This window comes from Neobacillus niacini (assembly GCF_023715785.1).
Classification (GTDB): Bacteria; Bacillota; Bacilli; order Bacillales; family Cytobacillaceae; genus Neobacillus; species Neobacillus niacini_E.
The window spans coordinates 1-15,584 of record NZ_JAMBOX010000018.1; the positions used below are offsets into that span (position 1 = coordinate 1).

Below are 15,584 nucleotides of genomic sequence, written 5' to 3' on the forward strand. Positions count from 1 at the left end.
CAAAAATGGATCGAAACCTAGGGGTGGAGTTGGGGCCTTGACAGTTTCGTTCATATCAGGAGGCTCCCAGGCACGCCCGCGGAAAGCGAAGTGCCTGGAGCGCAAATCAACAGACATATCGAATAGTCTATTTATTAATAGTATTATAACAAATTAACGCGGTGGATTGTTAAAGAAAATAAACAAAATAAAGGCTGTCGAAACTTTCTCGACAGCCTGAACAGGCTTTCGCCTGTATTATTTTGGAATTGATGCCAAATTTTTATGTATTTTGATTATAAATCGCCATAAATAAAGTCTTTGACGGGAGCAAATGTTTTTCGGTGATAAGGGGTCACGCCAAAATTCTGAATCGCCTCGATATGCTCTTTTGTTCCATACCCCATATTTTGGTCAAAGCGATATTCAGGGTAGTGCCCGGCAAGCTCCTTCATCCACTCGTCCCTGGCCACCTTGGCCACAATCGAAGCGGCTGCAATTGAGATACTTTTGGCATCGCCTTTGATAATCGATTCCGAAGCAAATGGAAGTTCTAGTTTCATTGCATCAATCAAGACCATATCAGGGTTGTGCCCTAATGAGGCAATCGCCGTTTTCATTGCCTTCTTTGTGGCCTGATAGATATTAAGGTCATCGATTTCCTCGGCATGAATCATCGACACCCCGACTGCGGTTGCCTCAGTTCTAATGATTCCAGCATATTCCTGGCGTTTTTTTTCAGATAGCTGTTTTGAGTCGTTCAGTCCCGGCAGATAGAAATCCTCAGGCAAGATCACCGCCGCTGCAACTACCGGACCGGCAAGCGGCCCCCTGCCTACTTCGTCGACCCCAGCAATAGCCTTGAAGCCCTGTAAACGGCAGTTGCGTTCGTATTGTGTCATCTCGAAAAATTTATCTTTTAGCCGCTTTTCCTGCTGTTGTTTTTTCTTCCATCTTGTCAGAATAGTTTGGACACCTTTGCGGTCATCCTTCTCCAATTGTAGAATAAAAGGGTGTGATTGTTCATCCAATGCTGCCAGCCGTTTTTCAATTTCTGCAATCGCCAATTTTTCCATGTCATTCACCTTGCCATTTTTTTAAAAAGGAAAGCCCCCCAGTTCGGAGGGCGTGTTTTATTCCTTATTGTCCATCTCTGTTTGGTAATCTTCCGGTTTTTCAAATGTCAGCGGGCCAAACTTTTCGGTACGGATTTCCCGGATGACCAGTTCCGCTACCTTATCGTAATCGACCACGCCTCCGCCCATCAGGCAGCCTCTTAGCGTGCCGATATGGTCGAACAGGGCTACGACATCCTCCGGTATTTCAGAAAGCTTGTACCTCTCCTGGAGGCGTTCAGGGTACTCACGTTCCAGAAATCTAAGTGTATAGACAGTCAAATCCTGCAGATTCAATAACGTGTCCTTAATTGCCCCGGTAATCGCAAGCTTCACTCCGACCTCCTGGTCTTCAAACTTGGGCCAGAGGATCCCCGGTGTATCAAGCAGTTCCAATTCTTTGCCCACTTTTATCCACTGTTGGGCTTTTGTCACTCCAGGAGTATTACCTGTTTTGGCAATATTCTTTTTAGCCAGGCGGTTAATCAGCGTTGATTTCCCAGCATTCGGAATCCCGACAATCATAGCTCGGATTGCCCTCGGCTTAACGCCTTTGGCTTTTAGCCGGTCAAACTTTTCTTTCAGGATTTCCTGTGAGGCTTTGACAATGTCCTTCATCCCCTCGCCAGCCTGGGAATTTACCGCCAAGGCTTTGACACCCTGCCCGGCAAAGAAGGCAATCCATTGCTTTGTTACCTCTTTATCCGCCATATCCGCCTTATTTAACAATACAAGCCGCGGCTTGTGTTGAATAATTTCGTCAATCATTGGGTTTCTAGAAGAATAGGGGATTCTTGCATCCACCAATTCAAAAATAATATCAACTAATTTTAATTTTTCCGTGACCTCTCTGCGAGCCTTGGCCATGTGGCCAGGAAACCATTGAATCGTCAAAGCTGCCACCTCCTTTTAAAGCTTAAACACATTTTATTTAGAAGTGACGATGTGAGCATCCTTTATTGGCCAATAAACAATGCTGGTATTGCCAATTACCTTTTCCATTGGAATGGACCCAATATGCCTAGAGTCTTTGCTAAAGCGGCGATTGTCACCCATCACAAATAATTCTCCTTCAGGAACCGTCATTTGACCGACTGGTGTTTCTTCCAATGTGAAATTGTCTGTTAAAGGCCCATCCTGCGCCTGCTTTTTGTATTCCTCTAAATAGGGCTCTTCATATGCTTTACCATTTACATACAAAATATCATCTTTATACTCAATTTTATCACCCGGAAGCCCGATAACGCGCTTAATATAATCTTTTTGCTCGGGTGCGTGAAACACGATAATATCAAACCGTTTTGGTTCGCCAATCTTATAGCTGAACTTATTGACAATCATTCGGTCCTGATCTTTTAAAGTAGGCATCATCGACAATCCGTCGACCACTATCGGCGCAAATAAGAAATAGCGGATGATCGCCGCAAGGGCGACAGCAATTAACAGCGCTTTTGTCCATTCCCAAAATTCATTTTTCTTTTTAGCCATTCCAAGTCCCCACCAATCCTGCAAAAAAATCTTTGATAATGTCTATTTTACATAAATTAAACATATTAAACACGATGGGAGTGTGATTTTTAATCAAACTTAAAAAATAGTTTACAAAAATCAGGCTTACCAACCCGTTTTTACTAATGAATCGTCTGTTATGTATGAAAAAAGAGCTTGCCAAGCAAGCTCTTTTTTTTCATATTAGCGGATTTCTTTAATACGAGCTTTCTTACCACGAAGTTCACGCAAGTAGTAAAGCTTCGCACGGCGAACTTTACCGCGGCGAATTACTTCAAGATTCGCAATTTTTGGTGTGTGTACTGGGAATGTACGCTCAACGCCAACTCCGTAAGAAATTTTACGGACTGTGAATGTTTCGCTGATACCACCACCACGACGCTTAATCACAACACCTTCAAATAACTGAATACGCTCACGAGTACCCTCAACAACCTTAACGTGTACACGTACAGTGTCACCAGGGCGGAACGAAGGAAGGTCAGAACGAAGTTGTTCTTTAGTGATTTCTTCAATTAATTTATGCATCGTTTTCAACTCCTTCCAACAGATGCTCTTGCAAAACGAATATCAAGAAAATTGCAGCGGAACATCGTTATCAGACCCAAAACTGTTATTTCAGTTCAAGTCACAAGAAGTATCATACCACATTTGCCATGCTGCCGCAATACTACTGTGACTCTTTTTTTATTTCCTCCAGCCATTTTTTCTGCTGTGATGTAAGGTCAATTTTATCCAACAGGTCCGGCCTTCTTACAAGCGTCCGTCGTAATGCCTCTTTATTGCGCCATTCCTCGATTAATTTATGGTTCCCTGACATCAGTACGTCCGGCACCTTCATGCCGCGAAAATCCGCCGGCCGTGTATAATGCGGATGTTCTAGTAGTCCTGTACTGAAGGAATCCTTCATATGAGATTCCTGATTCCCCAACACTTCAGGAAGCAGGCGGACCACACTGTCAACGACCACCATGGCGCCAAGTTCGCCGCCGGTCAGGACGTAATCGCCAATCGAAATTTCATCGGTAACAATATGCTCTCTAATCCTTTCGTCATAGCCTTCATAATGGCCGCAAATAAAAATCAGATGGTCTTCCTTGGCTAATTCTTCGGCTTTTCTTTGGTCAAACCGCTCTCCCTGGGGACAAAGAAGAATGACTTTCGGATTTTTATTCCCGGCTTGCTCCCGAAGCGATGCCACCGCATCAAAGATTGGCTGTGGCTTTAACACCATGCCCGCTCCGCCGCCATACGGGTAATCATCAACGGTTGCATGTTTGTTGTCAGCAAAATCGCGAAAATTAACGACGTTGTAGTGCACAGCGGATTTTTCGGCACCCTTGGCCAAGATTGAAGAGCCCAGCACGCCGGCAAACATCTCCGGAAATAGCGTAAGAATATCGATTTGCATCATGACAAGAGCCCTTCCATCGGCTCAATTAACACGACTTTTTCCTTTACATCTACCTTTTTCACAACGTCTTGGATATAAGGGATCAGAATTTCCTTCCCACCCTTTCCCTTCACTACCCACACATCGTTGGCACCCGGGGACAGGATATCGGTAATTTTGCCTAATTCTTCCCCTTTTGTTGTTGCTACTAGGCAGCCGATTATTTCATGGTAATAAAATTCATCTTCCTCAAGTTCAGTCAATTGAGACTGGGGCACCTTCAGTATCCCGTCCCGAAATTTTTCGACCAAATTAATATTTTCGTATCCTTCAAACATAAGCAAGTCAAAATTTTTATGGGTACGGTGGCCTTTCACTGTTAATTCGAGTGGTTCGTCAGCTTTAGGGAGAAACAGGTACAATTTATTCCCGGCTTTATATCTCTGGTCAGGAAAATCTGTCCGTGAGATCACCCGAACTTCTCCTCCTATGCCATGGGTATTGACAATTTTTCCGACATTAAACCATTTTTCCATCGTTTCACCTTCTATCTAATTTCCTCTATTTTGCCATCTTTAATAATGATCGTGGAAGTTTGCGATGGGTTCCAGGCATCTCCCACATTCACTTCAACCAAGGCTTGCATTTCCTTTTCTTTTAATTCACTGCCTATCGGTAGGATATGTAATTGTTCGATTTGAAACTCAAGCAGCTTTATTTTTTCCCGGCGCATTTGAATTTCTTTTTCAAAATGGCTTTTTAGCGCTGCCTGGGAAAAGGTTTTCGACTTTTCCAAGCGTTTTAATTCAAACTGGAGCTGGTCGGATTCCTTTTGATATTGAAGCTTCCGGTCATGGAATTGCGTAAACAGATGCTGCTTGCTATTTTCCGTTAAAATTTGTTTCACCACAACAGTCTGAATCAGCTGCATGTCATTGTCTCCTTTTTAGAGTTTTGCTTTCTGATAGCAAAAAAGGGAGGTTCAAAATCCCCTCCCTTTACTCTAGATGCAAAAAGCTATTCACCAATTTCCAAGAAAATTTTCTTATGTTGTGATGATCCTGCTGCGTAAACAACAGTCCTGATGGCCTTTGCAACACGCCCTTGTTTGCCGATCACCTTGCCAATATCCGTTTTATTCACCGTCAAATGGTAGGTAATTCGTGATTCTTCCTCGAATGATTCCACGAGGACATCCTCAGGAAAATCAACAAGTGGCTTAACAATCGTTTCAATTAGCTGTTTCATCGTAGGTTACACGATTACTTGCCTAATTTTGCATTGTGGAATTTTTCCATAATGCCTTGCTTTGAGAACAGGTTACGTACTGTATCAGATGGCTTAGCGCCGTCTTGTAACCACTTAAGAGCCAATTCTTCGTTGATTTCAACTTTTGCAGGCTCTGCAACTGGGTTGTAAGTTCCAACTGTTTCAATGAAACGTCCATCACGTGGTGAACGAGAATCTGCTACTACAATACGATAGAAAGGAGTTTTCTTAGCTCCCATACGCTTTAAACGAATTTTTACTGCCATTTTAAATAAGCACCTCCGAATAGTTTCACACAAGATAGTATAATACCAATTGTTATATCATTTGTAAAGTGTTTTTTCTTTACAGGCCTGCTTCGCTGAATTTTCATCCCTGCAGGCATGCGACGAGCTGAACAATACTCCCTGAATAGGCTTTAGCGCAGGAGCAGGTAGTACCATTATCCCCAAATATTACCAAGTTTAAAAAGGCTTGAATGGGAATTTAAACCCGCCTTTTTTCTTGGCCTTTTGCTGCATGCCGGTCATTTGCTTCATCATTTTCTTCATGTCCTCAAACTGCTTTAACAGACGGTTTACTTCGGCTACAGTGCGGCCGCTGCCTTTGGCAATCCTACGCTTGCGGCTTGAGTTCATGATTTCCGGCTGAATCTTTTCTTCTTTTGTCATCGATCTGATGATGGCTTCAACATGGGCGATTTGCTTTTCATCAATTTGAATATTGTTCAAGCCCTTAATTTTATTGGCACCCGGCATCATTTTCAATAACTCGTCAAGTGGACCAAGATTGCGGACCTGGCCAAGCTGGTCTAGAAAATCGTCCAGGGTAAACGATGCTGTCCGCATTTTCTTTTCCAATTCTTTTGCCTTTTCCTCGTCAATATTGGCCTGTGCTTTTTCAATTAATGTCAGCACATCTCCCATGCCGAGAATTCTGGAGGCCATTCGTTCCGGGTGAAATGGCTCAAGCGCATCCATTTTTTCGCCCATTCCGATAAATTTGATAGGTGTCTGGGTAACGGACCGAATCGACAGCGCTGCTCCGCCTCGGGTATCGCCGTCAAGTTTTGTCAGGACCACCCCGGTTAACCCAAGCTGTTCATTAAAGCTTTGCGCGACATTGACGGCATCCTGACCGGTCATTGCATCCACGACAAGGAAAATTTCATCAGGCTTGGTCAGTTCCTTGATATCCTTCAGCTCGTTCATCAAGGCTTCATCAACATGAAGACGGCCGGCGGTATCAATCAGGACATAATCATGATGTTCTTCCTTTGCTTTGGCGATTGCCTGCCTGGCAATCTCCACCGGACTAACCTGGTCACCTAGAGAAAATACCGGCATTCCCAGCTGCTTACCGAGTGTTTCTAGCTGCTTGATGGCAGCAGGACGATAAATATCGGCAGCAACGAGCATTGGTTTTCGGTTATACTTCTTCCGGAGCAGATTTGCCAACTTTCCGGAAGTTGTTGTTTTACCGGCACCTTGCAAACCAACCATCATGATGACGGTTGGCGGGCGATTTGAAACGGCAATTTTGCTTTGCTCACCGCCCATTAGCTCCGTTAACTCTTCGTTAACAATTTTGATGATCTGCTGGCCGGGTGTTAAACTTTTTAAAACCTCTTGCCCTACCGAACGTTCACTGACCTTTTTGACAAAGTCTTTGACGACCTTGAAGTTGACGTCCGCTTCGAGCAACGCTAAACGGACTTCACGCATCATTTCTTTTACATCCGCCTCAGAGACTTTTCCTTTGCCGCGGATTTTCTGAATCGTATTCTGCAGTCGGTCGGCCAATCCTTCAAATGCCATTCATGCCGCCTCCTAATCCAAATTTTCAAGTTCGGCAACGAGTTCAAGTATTGCCTGTTTTGAGGGAGTCTCCTCACTCAGTAAATCCTTAAAATCTCGCAAAAGCCGGGAACGCTGTTGAAATTTTTGAAATAATAATAGCTTTTCCTCATATTCCTCGAGCATTGCCTCTGTCCTTTTTATATTATCATAAACCGCCTGGCGGCTGACATCATACTCTTCGGCAATTTCACCAAGGGAGTAGTCATCCAAATAATAGAGAGACATATAGCTTTGCTGCTTTGGGGTCAATAACGAATGATAAAAATCATATAAATAGTTCATTCGCGTTGTCTTTTCTAACATCAATTGGCACCCCTCCTCATTTGTTAAGGAAAAAGCCTTTACATTGTAGTTTACACAGTCCCATACAGGCTGTCAAGAAAATATCTTTACAGCTGGTTTTCCTGGCCCTTTATCCTCCAGCTTGCTGCGATTCCTATCTTACCGCTTTCGCTTCTTTGCTTCAAGCAGCCTTTTCATCCGGGCTTCTTTTTCTTCCTGTGAAACGACTGGAATCCTCTTCTTCTTATCGGATGCAGCCGACATCGGTGGTTGCGGTTGGTCAGGCTTCATTTCCGGAACTGGGTCCTGTTTTATCCATCTTTTATTTTCCTGCCTAGTTATTATGTTGTTTTTTGCGTTTGCAAGCTGACCGATCGAAGGCTTCTCTGTTTCCACCTTTTGCCTTACGGTATTGTTAAATAAGGCTATTAGTGGATAAAACGGTTTAAATCCAAGCCGTCGGATCAGGATTTCGAGAACCAGCAATAGAAACGCGGCGAGCAGCAGCTGTTCGCTGATTGGCATTTTCCGCTTTGGCTGTTCCATTAACGGGCGGAACGCCTCTTTTGGGGAGGCAAGCTGTTTGCCTCCTGTAATGTCCGCCAGTTCTTTTAACAGCCCATTATTTGTCCCCTTTAACAAATATTCATCCGAATACGGTACAGAGAAACCGGTTTGAAACAGACGTTCCTGCCCATCTCCTGACGTTTGTTTTGCCCGTAAAAAGTACATCCCCGGTTCATTTGGAAAGATTACTTCATATTCTCCAGGTGCGGTCGGTTTTACACTAGCATCTATTACAGTACCTGTTTGAGAGACGACCGATACTTCGAGTGGAAGAAATTGGCCATCCGTTCCCTTTAAATTGATGACCGTATTGCCGCTTTCCTTGTTGACCGTGTACCGAAACGGCTCGCTATCATATTGCGGAAGCGATTTGGAAACCATCTGATTGATAAATTGCGGCCATTCTGGCCACTGGGCCCAATCCCCCGACCACTTGCCCGTCATATCCGATGTAAAGGCAAGCGTAGTTCCCAAGCCATATTGCCACTCAGCTAGAATCGGGTCCTCTTTTTCACTAATTAGCGGGACAAGTGCCCGATTTTTTGCGGTTACGGCAATATAGGCATTCATCTTTGGAATTCCATTTTTAAAAAATGCTGTCCATTCCGGGTATGGCTGCACAATCGGATAGAATGGGTTATCTTCAATATACGTTCTTGTCGTCATCACGGTCTCTCTGGAAAGGATGCTTGGAATGACAGAAGCATCGGTAACATCATAAAACCGACCGCTCCCTTGCTGCGCCAAATCCTCCAACAGCCTTCGATCCGCGTCGGTACCGAGGGCAACCGTCGATAAGGTTATATTGTTCTGTTTTCCCTCTTCGATCAGTGCTTCATAATCACCGCCCGCTGCTGACTGCCCGTCGGTCAATAGAATAATGTGCTTCCGCTGCAGCTTTAGATCCTGCAATTCCTGAAAAGCCTTTTCAAGGGCCGGATAAATGTTCGTACCACCTCCTACTGAGACAGATCGAATCTGTTCTATCACTTTCTTCTTATCCTCAAGCGGCGCCGTTTCCACGATTTCCCAAGGCCGGTCGTCAAAGGCAATAAAACCCAAAGTATCTTTTTCCCTTAGCAAATCTACCGACCGGGCCGCCGCTTCCTTGGCCAATGTCAGTTTATTGCCGCTCATGCTTCCAGAACGGTCAATGACAATAACCAGCCCAAGCGAGGGCAGTTCTTTTTTTCCTTTAATATCCATATCAACCGGCAGCAATTTTTCAATCGGGGTCTTAAAATAGCCGCCAAGGCCAAAACTGTCTTCACCGCCGAGCATCAGAAACCCGGTGCCAAATTCTTGAACGGCTTTTTCGATTAAGTTCATTTGTAGTTCGCTTACCCTCGTCCCCGAAACATTATTAAAAATAATCGATTGATATTGGAGCATGCCTGCCAAGGTAGTTGGGAGTTTTTCGGGAATAAGCTCGTCGATGACGTAACCGGCCGATTGGAGAATCTCGGTCAGCGAATCATCCTGCTTTCCCTGGATTACCAGGATCCTTGGTGTTCCCTTGACAGTAGTAACAGCATAAAGGGAGTTATTTTCGATAAAGGCGTCTTGTTTATCTGTAACCAATTCAGCCTTAAAAACGGCCATCCCGGGTTCCCTAATCGGATATGCGAAACTATACTGGTTTTGGCCCTCCTTAACAGCGATTTGTTCTTGAAGGATATCCTGATTGTTTAAGGAAATCCGCAATTGGGCCATTTTTTCAGTATTGCTGATGACGCCGACTGTGATATTTACCTGTTCCCCTACATAAAGCGAAGGAGGCACATCAAGCTTTGTTATGGCCGCATCCTCACGAAATGATTGATTAAATTTGACGTAATCAAGCTCAAACTTCTGATTTTTCAATAGCTTCGCCGCATCTTTACCAGTGCCTTCAGTTTCATTTCCATCCGTCAACAGAACAATCCGCCCGCCCTGTTCGCTACTCAGTAAGGAAGATGCAAAACCGATGCCCTCCTCCAAATTGGTTTCGGCGTTATTTATTTTTCCAGTCAATTCGGCAATGGACCTTTTTTTAATAGAAAAGGACTGGTCAACGACGGCTCCATCCGCGAACGAGACGACGGAATAAGTTTGCTCACCCTTCTTTGCTTCTACGCTCTTATCCAGCCAATCGAGAATTTGCGCTTGCTTGTCTTCGAAACTGGCCGAGCGATCGACGAGAAAAACGATGGGTTCCGCTTTTATCGGCAAAAGGATTTGCGGAACCGCCAAAGCCGCAATCAGCAGAAAAAAAATGACCAACCTTAAGCTGAGAATTGTCACTTTTTCTGTAGTACGAGATTTATATATTTGTTTTGCAAACCGATAAATAAGCAGTGAGGCGGGCACCAATAAAAGTAACAAGAATGGGTATTTAAGCTCTAAACCCACGGCGATACACCTCCCACTCTAACGCAAGTAATACTAATGCAATAGCTGCCAGCCAAAACCAGATCGAATCATTTACAGTTACCACTTGTTTTTTCCCTTCGGTTTTTGTGCTATTGAGCGAGAAGGATGGCGCGCTCTTCAACTTCTTTTCACGGTCGTCTAGCTGTACGGTGAAATAGGAAATTTGCCCGTCTGTTACAGCCTGATAGACCCCTGGCTTAACTGGGGCTGTGAAATTTTCTTTGACCAAATCAAATGATGAAAGACTTTTTCCCGCATCATTGAACACTTCCAAGGCTGTCTGCCCTTCCCCAAGCTGGAGGCGCTTTACCTCTCCGGGCTGAAAATAGCCGAGAAAACCTGTCTGCTTTGCCAACCACTGGTAGCTGTTAAACAAAAAGATTGGAAAACCGGGCTGCAGCGGCCAATCGGAATGTTCAAGCGAAAAATTTAATAGAATCGCAGGCTTCCCATTGATGCTCCCTGTCTGAATTAACGGATGGCTGCCGCTATCCATAATCGTATCCCAATTTCCCTCGATTGGGCTGGCAGCGTATTTTATGTAAGTTTTGCTTGTATCAACATATTGTGTTAAAGGTGAATCATTCGCGACAATTGAGTCCTTCAATTCAATTAAATCTTCAGTTTCTTTCGGCTTGTTAATAAAAATGACCGGCAAATTAGGCAGTTTTTCACGCTTCAGCCCTTCAGCAATCATGATCCCTGTTTTTGGAACCTCTGCCTCTTTAGAACTGTCAAGCTGAGTCACCTTAATTCCTATAGTCTCCAGCCCTTTTATGAAGAAGGGATTCACTTCTCCTACAGCAAAAACATCAGGGCTCAAGTTAAAATAAACTGCGGTTTGTTCATTATCAGCAGCATAATGGTCGTTTGTCTCAATTTTTGCCTGATAAAATTTGCGCTGCGGCAAATCTGGGATATTGATGACTAGTTGTTCACCTGGGGCCGCGGTAACCTGTTGTTGAAAAACCACGGTGCCCTCACTACTAACAGTCAAAGGAAAGGTTTTTGGCTCTTTGCCTTGGTTTTCCAAAACAGCAAGGGCGGATATCCCGTTTTCTTTTTGCGCCACCCCAAATGACAGGATTGCAATATTATCCTGGATGACTTGGCTATTATGAATTTCATATGCGACATCATTAAGGCTTGTCTCCAAGCTTTCCCGCTTGGAAGAGTCTGTAAAGATATGGATAACCGTTTCTTGTTTTGCTACTAATGATTCCGCGAGTCGGACAGCTTTGTCGATATTTTCATGCTCATAAGTCACGGATAGATTGTCGATTGTCCGCCCAATCACGGTGGGATTCATTTCCCGATTCAACAGGATGGCAGGATTGTCCCCCGCCTTAATGATCGTTACCTCTTGAGACTTGAGACGCCCAGCCATTTGCTTCATCTCTCGTTTTGCTTCATCTAGAGCTGAATGATTTTCACTTATAGCAGACATCGTAGCCGAGGTATCGACAATCCAAATAATCTGCTCCCCTTCCACTCCCTTTGAAAACCAAACCGGCTTGGCTAATGACAGCATTAAAAGGGTTAGGGCGATAATCTGCAGCCAAAACAAAAGGTTTTGCTGCAGTTTCTGCAGCCAGGGACTTGCTTTCCATTCGTTCATTGCCTGCTGCCACAAAAGGTTTGATGGGTTCATCACGGCCTGATATTGCTTGCGGAAAAAGTATAAAACGACGACGAAGGCGATAAAAACGACCAGGCTAAAAAAAATCGGATTGGCAAAATTCATTTTTATCACCTCATTAACAAAGCATTTTTTTCGCCTTACATTCATGAAAGAGAAATTTCATCAGGTCGGCGTCATCTGTTGTCAGCACATATTGGAAGCCGAACCGTTGGCATAATGCCTCAAGCTGGCTGTTATGTTCTATTAAACGCTTTTGATATTTTTCGATGATCAATTCATTAACCGTCACATTTACCGCTTCATTTGTTTCACTATCGATCAGCTTAATATCACCGGCATAGTCAGGCTCCAGTTCTTGTCTACTTAATAGCTGGATCAACTTTACCTCCTGTTTTGCCGAAGAAATCAAGCGAAATAATGCTTCAAAGTGAGGTATTGGCTCAAGTCCATCGGTAATCACCAAGGTTAGCTGATTGTTTTTTAATGCACTCTTGGGCAAGTTTTCCGTAAATGCCCCGGAAGACTCTAGCTTTGGCAGCTGTTGAATTTGATATAAGACACTTTTTCCATAAACAGAGCCCTTTCTGGTCACCTTGTTAACTGGATGAGATGACACCGGTATAAACGAGAGGCGGTCTTCAGCATTTAGAGCAATGTAACTGAAGGCGGCAGCCAAGTCTTTTGCCCTGTGCCACTTTGTATCCACTGCCGCCATCGAGTTGGAAGTGTCTAAAAAAATCGCGATGGCCAATTCCTGTTCATCCAGAAATCTCTTAATATAATGCTTCTGGGTCCTGCCATAAATATTCCAATCGATCTGCCGCACATCATCCCCTGGCTGATACAGACGAAAATCGGAGAACTCGAGGGAGGAACCATATTTAGCCGCCGTTCTTCTGCCATTATGGCTGCCACGGCGCCGTGTTTTGGCAGTAAACCTGAGCTGTTCCAGCCTGGAGAGCAATGCTGAACCGACGGGTGTCATCGACTGTCCCCATCCTGACCGGCGGTCTCAACGATTTCCATAATCAACTCATCGGTTAAAACACCACTCGCCTCTCCTTCAAAGTTTAATAAGAGACGATGTCTTAACACAGGAACTGCTGTCTGCTTGATATCCCCGATGGCGACATGGTATCTGCCTGCAAATAATGCCCGTGTTTTCGCCATTTGCAGCAGGCCTTGCAGCCCCCGTGGCCCGCTTCCAAATTCGACATATTGTTTTACCCGTTGCGGGGCTTCCTCTGCAGCAGGGTGGGTCGCAGCAATGATGGATACTGCCGTATTAAGGATATCTTCCGAAACAAGAATTTCTTTGGAAAGCTGTTGAATCAGCAAGACATCGCTTATTCCCAACACTTTTGATAATTTTGGAACAGTTGTGCCTGTTGTTCTTAAGGCGATTTCTCTTAATTCTTCCTTGGACGGATAATCAACGTGAATTTTGCAAGTAAACCGGTCCATTTGCGCTTCCGGGAGCGGGTACGTTCCCTCCATATCGATCGGGTTTTGGGTTGCCAGCACAAAGAATGGTTTGGCTAGCTGTTTTGTGCTCCCCATCACCGTAACCGTTTGTTCAGCCATCGCTTCCAGCAAGGCGCTTTGTGTTTTCGGGGTTGCTCGGTTTATTTCGTCCGCCAAAATAATATTGGCAAATAGCGGACCTTCGTGAAAAGCAAATTCCTGCCTTCCGTCGTTCCCAGGCTGAAGAATCATTGTACCGGTAATATCGGACGGCATTAAATCAGGAGTGAATTGGATTCGCCGAAAAGATAATTCAAGACATTCAGAGATGGAGCGGATCAGCATTGTTTTACCGAGCCCGGGCAATCCCTCAAGCAAGGCATGTCCCCCGGAAAAAATGCTCCAAAGCACTTGGTCGATTACCTCATCCTGACCAACAATAAAACTCTTTAACTCTTGTTTTACGCTATTTAATTGTTCAGCTGCAGTAATAAATTGATTTTCTTTCTCCTTTAGTTGAGACAATTTCGTCACTCCCTATTTGGATCCAGCGATAGAAAATAGTTCTTAACGATTTCCTCCAAATCAGCTGGTAGTTTTACACGATCCTGACTATTTCGATAAGCATCCATATAACCGCTATACACATCTTGATACGGACGAAGCTGACCCGGTAATATCGGTCCGTTCCCCTCGTATTGTTCGGCCGGGCTGCCGCCAGATAGTGTTCCGGTTTCGGTTTCAAGATTGGTTTTTCCTGACTGTTTCTCCGGAATTGTCAGAAGCTGACGCGAACCGGGACCAAGCCCAGCACCACTGCCAGTTCCTGTCCCCGAGCCTTGGCCGCTTCCGGAACCTGAACCTGTCCCGCTCCCGTTGCCATTGCCCGAACCACTTCTTGTTTCCGAACCATTTCCAGGTTGCTGGCCATTGCCGGTTCCTTGCTGGTCTTGACCTAGGCCGGTGGCACCTGTTTGCGGTTGGCCATTTTTACCTGATGGCCCTGAGGGATTTTTACCTGATGCTTGATTTGAAGCATACTGATTTGGCGAAAGTCCTTTTGCAGCCAGTTCACTTTGAAGGCTTTTTTCAGCTGTAGTGATGGCGTTTTGCGCTGCCACTAATTGTTTATGGACGGTTTCGGCGTTAAGACCCTCAGAAATTTTTTTCGCAAGCTCTGCCAGTTCCTGTTCCGACAATTTTTTATCGATTCCGGACATTTTTGCGATTGCCTGTTTTTGACCCTCGGTTAACGAGTTATAGTTCTTGTTTAATTGTTCCAATTCCTGTCTGATTTTTTCAATGTCCTTTTCTTGTAAAGCGGCTGCCATTTTTGCCAAATCATTGTTTTTCAATTCCTGCTTCCAGGCCTCAAGTTTTTCTTGTTTTTCTTGTTCCTTTAACGCTTTTAGCTCCAGTTCTTTTTTCTGCTTTGCCAGTTGCTCAAGGGCTTTTAGCGGGTCAGGATTCTGCGTAATGATTTTCTGGGCTTGTTCAAGCGCTTTTTTCTTTTCACCTGTTTTTTCCTGTGCTGTTTTTTCGGCCAATTCCTTTTTGACCTTTTTCATTACCTTTATTTCCGTTTCCTTTTTCGCCGCCATCTTAAGGTTATCGTTTGGAAGCGAAGCAATTAGCGCAGCAGCAGTGACAAGCAGTACCGCCAAGAATAGCCATTTCGGCAAAAAAAAGGTTTGCTTTCTCGATAGGACCCGATGCTGCTCCCGTTTCATACAAGTTAACGCTTCTTTAAGCTGTAATTTTTCAAGAATGCCATCACTGTCGATAAACGATAGCGCTGTGATTACCCGGTCGTCAGGAATGTATCGATTAAATACCATGGCTGCCTCCCTCCAGCCCGGCCGATTCCGCCAGAAACGGAATCCATAGACAATGAGCAGGAGAAAACAGCCAACCCAAATAACCAGATGGTAGAATGGAATCACCATCATCCGTGCCGTGATTAAGATGATCACAACAAAAGCTGCAGAAGCTGTCAGCCAATATTGGATTTCGACACTAGTTTTCTGGAATAACAGCTGGCGCCGCACCGGTTTCAACAGCTGATAATACATTTTTTGCTCTTCCATCGCCCT

16 protein-coding genes are annotated in these 15,584 nt (G+C 44.5%); all 16 read right to left on the minus strand.

What is annotated here, in order from left to right:
• Positions 1-275: 275 nt before the first annotated feature.
• Positions 276-1,055: a ribonuclease HII gene (locus M3234_RS23805; protein WP_262307109.1), complete on the minus strand. Its 780-nt coding sequence runs from the start codon at positions 1,053-1,055 to the stop codon at positions 276-278.
• 57 nt (positions 1,056-1,112) lie between these two features.
• A complete protein-coding gene (gene ylqF / locus M3234_RS23810) occupies positions 1,113-1,988 on the minus strand; it encodes a ribosome biogenesis GTPase YlqF (protein WP_066318523.1) in 876 nt (291 codons plus the stop codon).
• Positions 1,989-2,021: 33 nt separating this feature from the next.
• A complete protein-coding gene (lepB, locus tag M3234_RS23815) occupies positions 2,022-2,582 on the minus strand; it encodes a signal peptidase I (RefSeq protein WP_262307110.1) in 561 nt (186 codons plus the stop codon).
• Positions 2,583-2,786: 204 nt separating this feature from the next.
• On the minus strand, positions 2,787-3,131 hold the full coding sequence (rplS, locus tag M3234_RS23820; RefSeq protein ID WP_262307111.1) for a 50S ribosomal protein L19: 345 nt from the start codon (positions 3,129-3,131) through the stop codon (positions 2,787-2,789).
• A 142-nt stretch (positions 3,132-3,273) separates the two neighbouring features.
• On the minus strand, positions 3,274-4,017 hold the full coding sequence (gene trmD, locus M3234_RS23825; protein WP_262307112.1) for a tRNA (guanosine(37)-N1)-methyltransferase TrmD: 744 nt from the start codon (positions 4,015-4,017) through the stop codon (positions 3,274-3,276).
• On the minus strand, positions 4,014-4,532 hold the full coding sequence (rimM, locus tag M3234_RS23830) for a ribosome maturation factor RimM (RefSeq protein WP_262307113.1): 519 nt from the start codon (positions 4,530-4,532) through the stop codon (positions 4,014-4,016). Before rimM ends, trmD begins: the two co-directional genes overlap by 4 nt.
• Before the next feature lie 11 nt (positions 4,533-4,543).
• Positions 4,544-4,927, minus strand: a complete 384-nt coding sequence (locus tag M3234_RS23835; RefSeq protein ID WP_262307114.1) for a YlqD family protein — start codon at positions 4,925-4,927, stop codon at positions 4,544-4,546.
• A gap of 86 nt (positions 4,928-5,013) precedes the next feature.
• On the minus strand, positions 5,014-5,244 hold the full coding sequence (locus M3234_RS23840; RefSeq protein WP_066318505.1) for a KH domain-containing protein: 231 nt from the start codon (positions 5,242-5,244) through the stop codon (positions 5,014-5,016).
• Positions 5,245-5,258: 14 nt separating this feature from the next.
• The gene (gene rpsP / locus M3234_RS23845) at positions 5,259-5,531 is read right to left on the minus strand and encodes a 30S ribosomal protein S16 (RefSeq protein WP_262307115.1); all 273 of its coding nucleotides are present in this window, start codon (positions 5,529-5,531) and stop codon (positions 5,259-5,261) included.
• A gap of 198 nt (positions 5,532-5,729) precedes the next feature.
• Entirely contained in the window at positions 5,730-7,082 is a 1,353-nt protein-coding gene (gene ffh, locus M3234_RS23850) for a signal recognition particle protein (RefSeq protein WP_262307116.1), read from the minus strand.
• Positions 7,083-7,094: 12 nt separating this feature from the next.
• On the minus strand, positions 7,095-7,427 hold the full coding sequence (locus tag M3234_RS23855) for a putative DNA-binding protein (RefSeq protein WP_262307184.1): 333 nt from the start codon (positions 7,425-7,427) through the stop codon (positions 7,095-7,097).
• A 138-nt stretch (positions 7,428-7,565) separates the two neighbouring features.
• Entirely contained in the window at positions 7,566-10,364 is a 2,799-nt protein-coding gene (locus M3234_RS23860) for a VWA domain-containing protein (protein ID WP_262307117.1), read from the minus strand.
• Positions 10,348-12,129 carry a vWA domain-containing protein gene (locus tag M3234_RS23865; protein WP_262307118.1) on the minus strand — a complete coding sequence of 594 codons (1,782 nt, stop codon included), beginning with the start codon at positions 12,127-12,129 and terminating at the stop codon, positions 10,348-10,350. The genes M3234_RS23860 and M3234_RS23865 overlap by 17 nt, the downstream gene beginning before the upstream one ends.
• Before the next feature lie 13 nt (positions 12,130-12,142).
• Positions 12,143-13,012: a DUF58 domain-containing protein gene (locus M3234_RS23870; protein ID WP_262307119.1), complete on the minus strand. Its 870-nt coding sequence runs from the start codon at positions 13,010-13,012 to the stop codon at positions 12,143-12,145.
• On the minus strand, positions 13,009-14,016 hold the full coding sequence (locus M3234_RS23875) for an AAA family ATPase (RefSeq protein WP_262307120.1): 1,008 nt from the start codon (positions 14,014-14,016) through the stop codon (positions 13,009-13,011). The genes M3234_RS23870 and M3234_RS23875 overlap by 4 nt, the downstream gene beginning before the upstream one ends.
• 5 nt (positions 14,017-14,021) lie before the next feature.
• Positions 14,022-15,578: a hypothetical protein gene (locus M3234_RS23880; RefSeq protein WP_262307121.1), complete on the minus strand. Its 1,557-nt coding sequence runs from the start codon at positions 15,576-15,578 to the stop codon at positions 14,022-14,024.
• Between the last annotated feature and the right edge of the window lie 6 nt (positions 15,579-15,584).

Coding starts and splice junctions, on each gene's coding strand:
- lepB (WP_262307110.1), bottom strand. CDS start 2,582: ATGGCTAAAAAGAAAAATGAATTTTGGGAATGGACAAAAGCGCTGTTA.
- M3234_RS23880 (WP_262307121.1), bottom strand. CDS start 15,578: ATGGAAGAGCAAAAAATGTATTATCAGCTGTTGAAACCGGTGCGGCGC.
- rplS (WP_262307111.1), bottom strand. CDS start 3,131: ATGCATAAATTAATTGAAGAAATCACTAAAGAACAACTTCGTTCTGAC.
- rpsP (WP_262307115.1), bottom strand. CDS start 5,531: ATGGCAGTAAAAATTCGTTTAAAGCGTATGGGAGCTAAGAAAACTCCT.
- M3234_RS23835 (WP_262307114.1), bottom strand. CDS start 4,927: ATGCAGCTGATTCAGACTGTTGTGGTGAAACAAATTTTAACGGAAAAT.
- trmD (WP_262307112.1), bottom strand. CDS start 4,017: ATGATGCAAATCGATATTCTTACGCTATTTCCGGAGATGTTTGCCGGC.
- M3234_RS23855 (WP_262307184.1), bottom strand. CDS start 7,427: ATGTTAGAAAAGACAACGCGAATGAACTATTTATATGATTTTTATCAT.
- rimM (WP_262307113.1), bottom strand. CDS start 4,532: ATGGAAAAATGGTTTAATGTCGGAAAAATTGTCAATACCCATGGCATA.
- M3234_RS23840 (WP_066318505.1), bottom strand. CDS start 5,244: ATGAAACAGCTAATTGAAACGATTGTTAAGCCACTTGTTGATTTTCCT.
- ffh (WP_262307116.1), bottom strand. CDS start 7,082: ATGGCATTTGAAGGATTGGCCGACCGACTGCAGAATACGATTCAGAAA.
- M3234_RS23865 (WP_262307118.1), bottom strand. CDS start 12,129: ATGAATTTTGCCAATCCGATTTTTTTTAGCCTGGTCGTTTTTATCGCC.
- M3234_RS23805 (WP_262307109.1), bottom strand. CDS start 1,055: ATGGAAAAATTGGCGATTGCAGAAATTGAAAAACGGCTGGCAGCATTG.
- M3234_RS23870 (WP_262307119.1), bottom strand. CDS start 13,012: ATGACACCCGTCGGTTCAGCATTGCTCTCCAGGCTGGAACAGCTCAGG.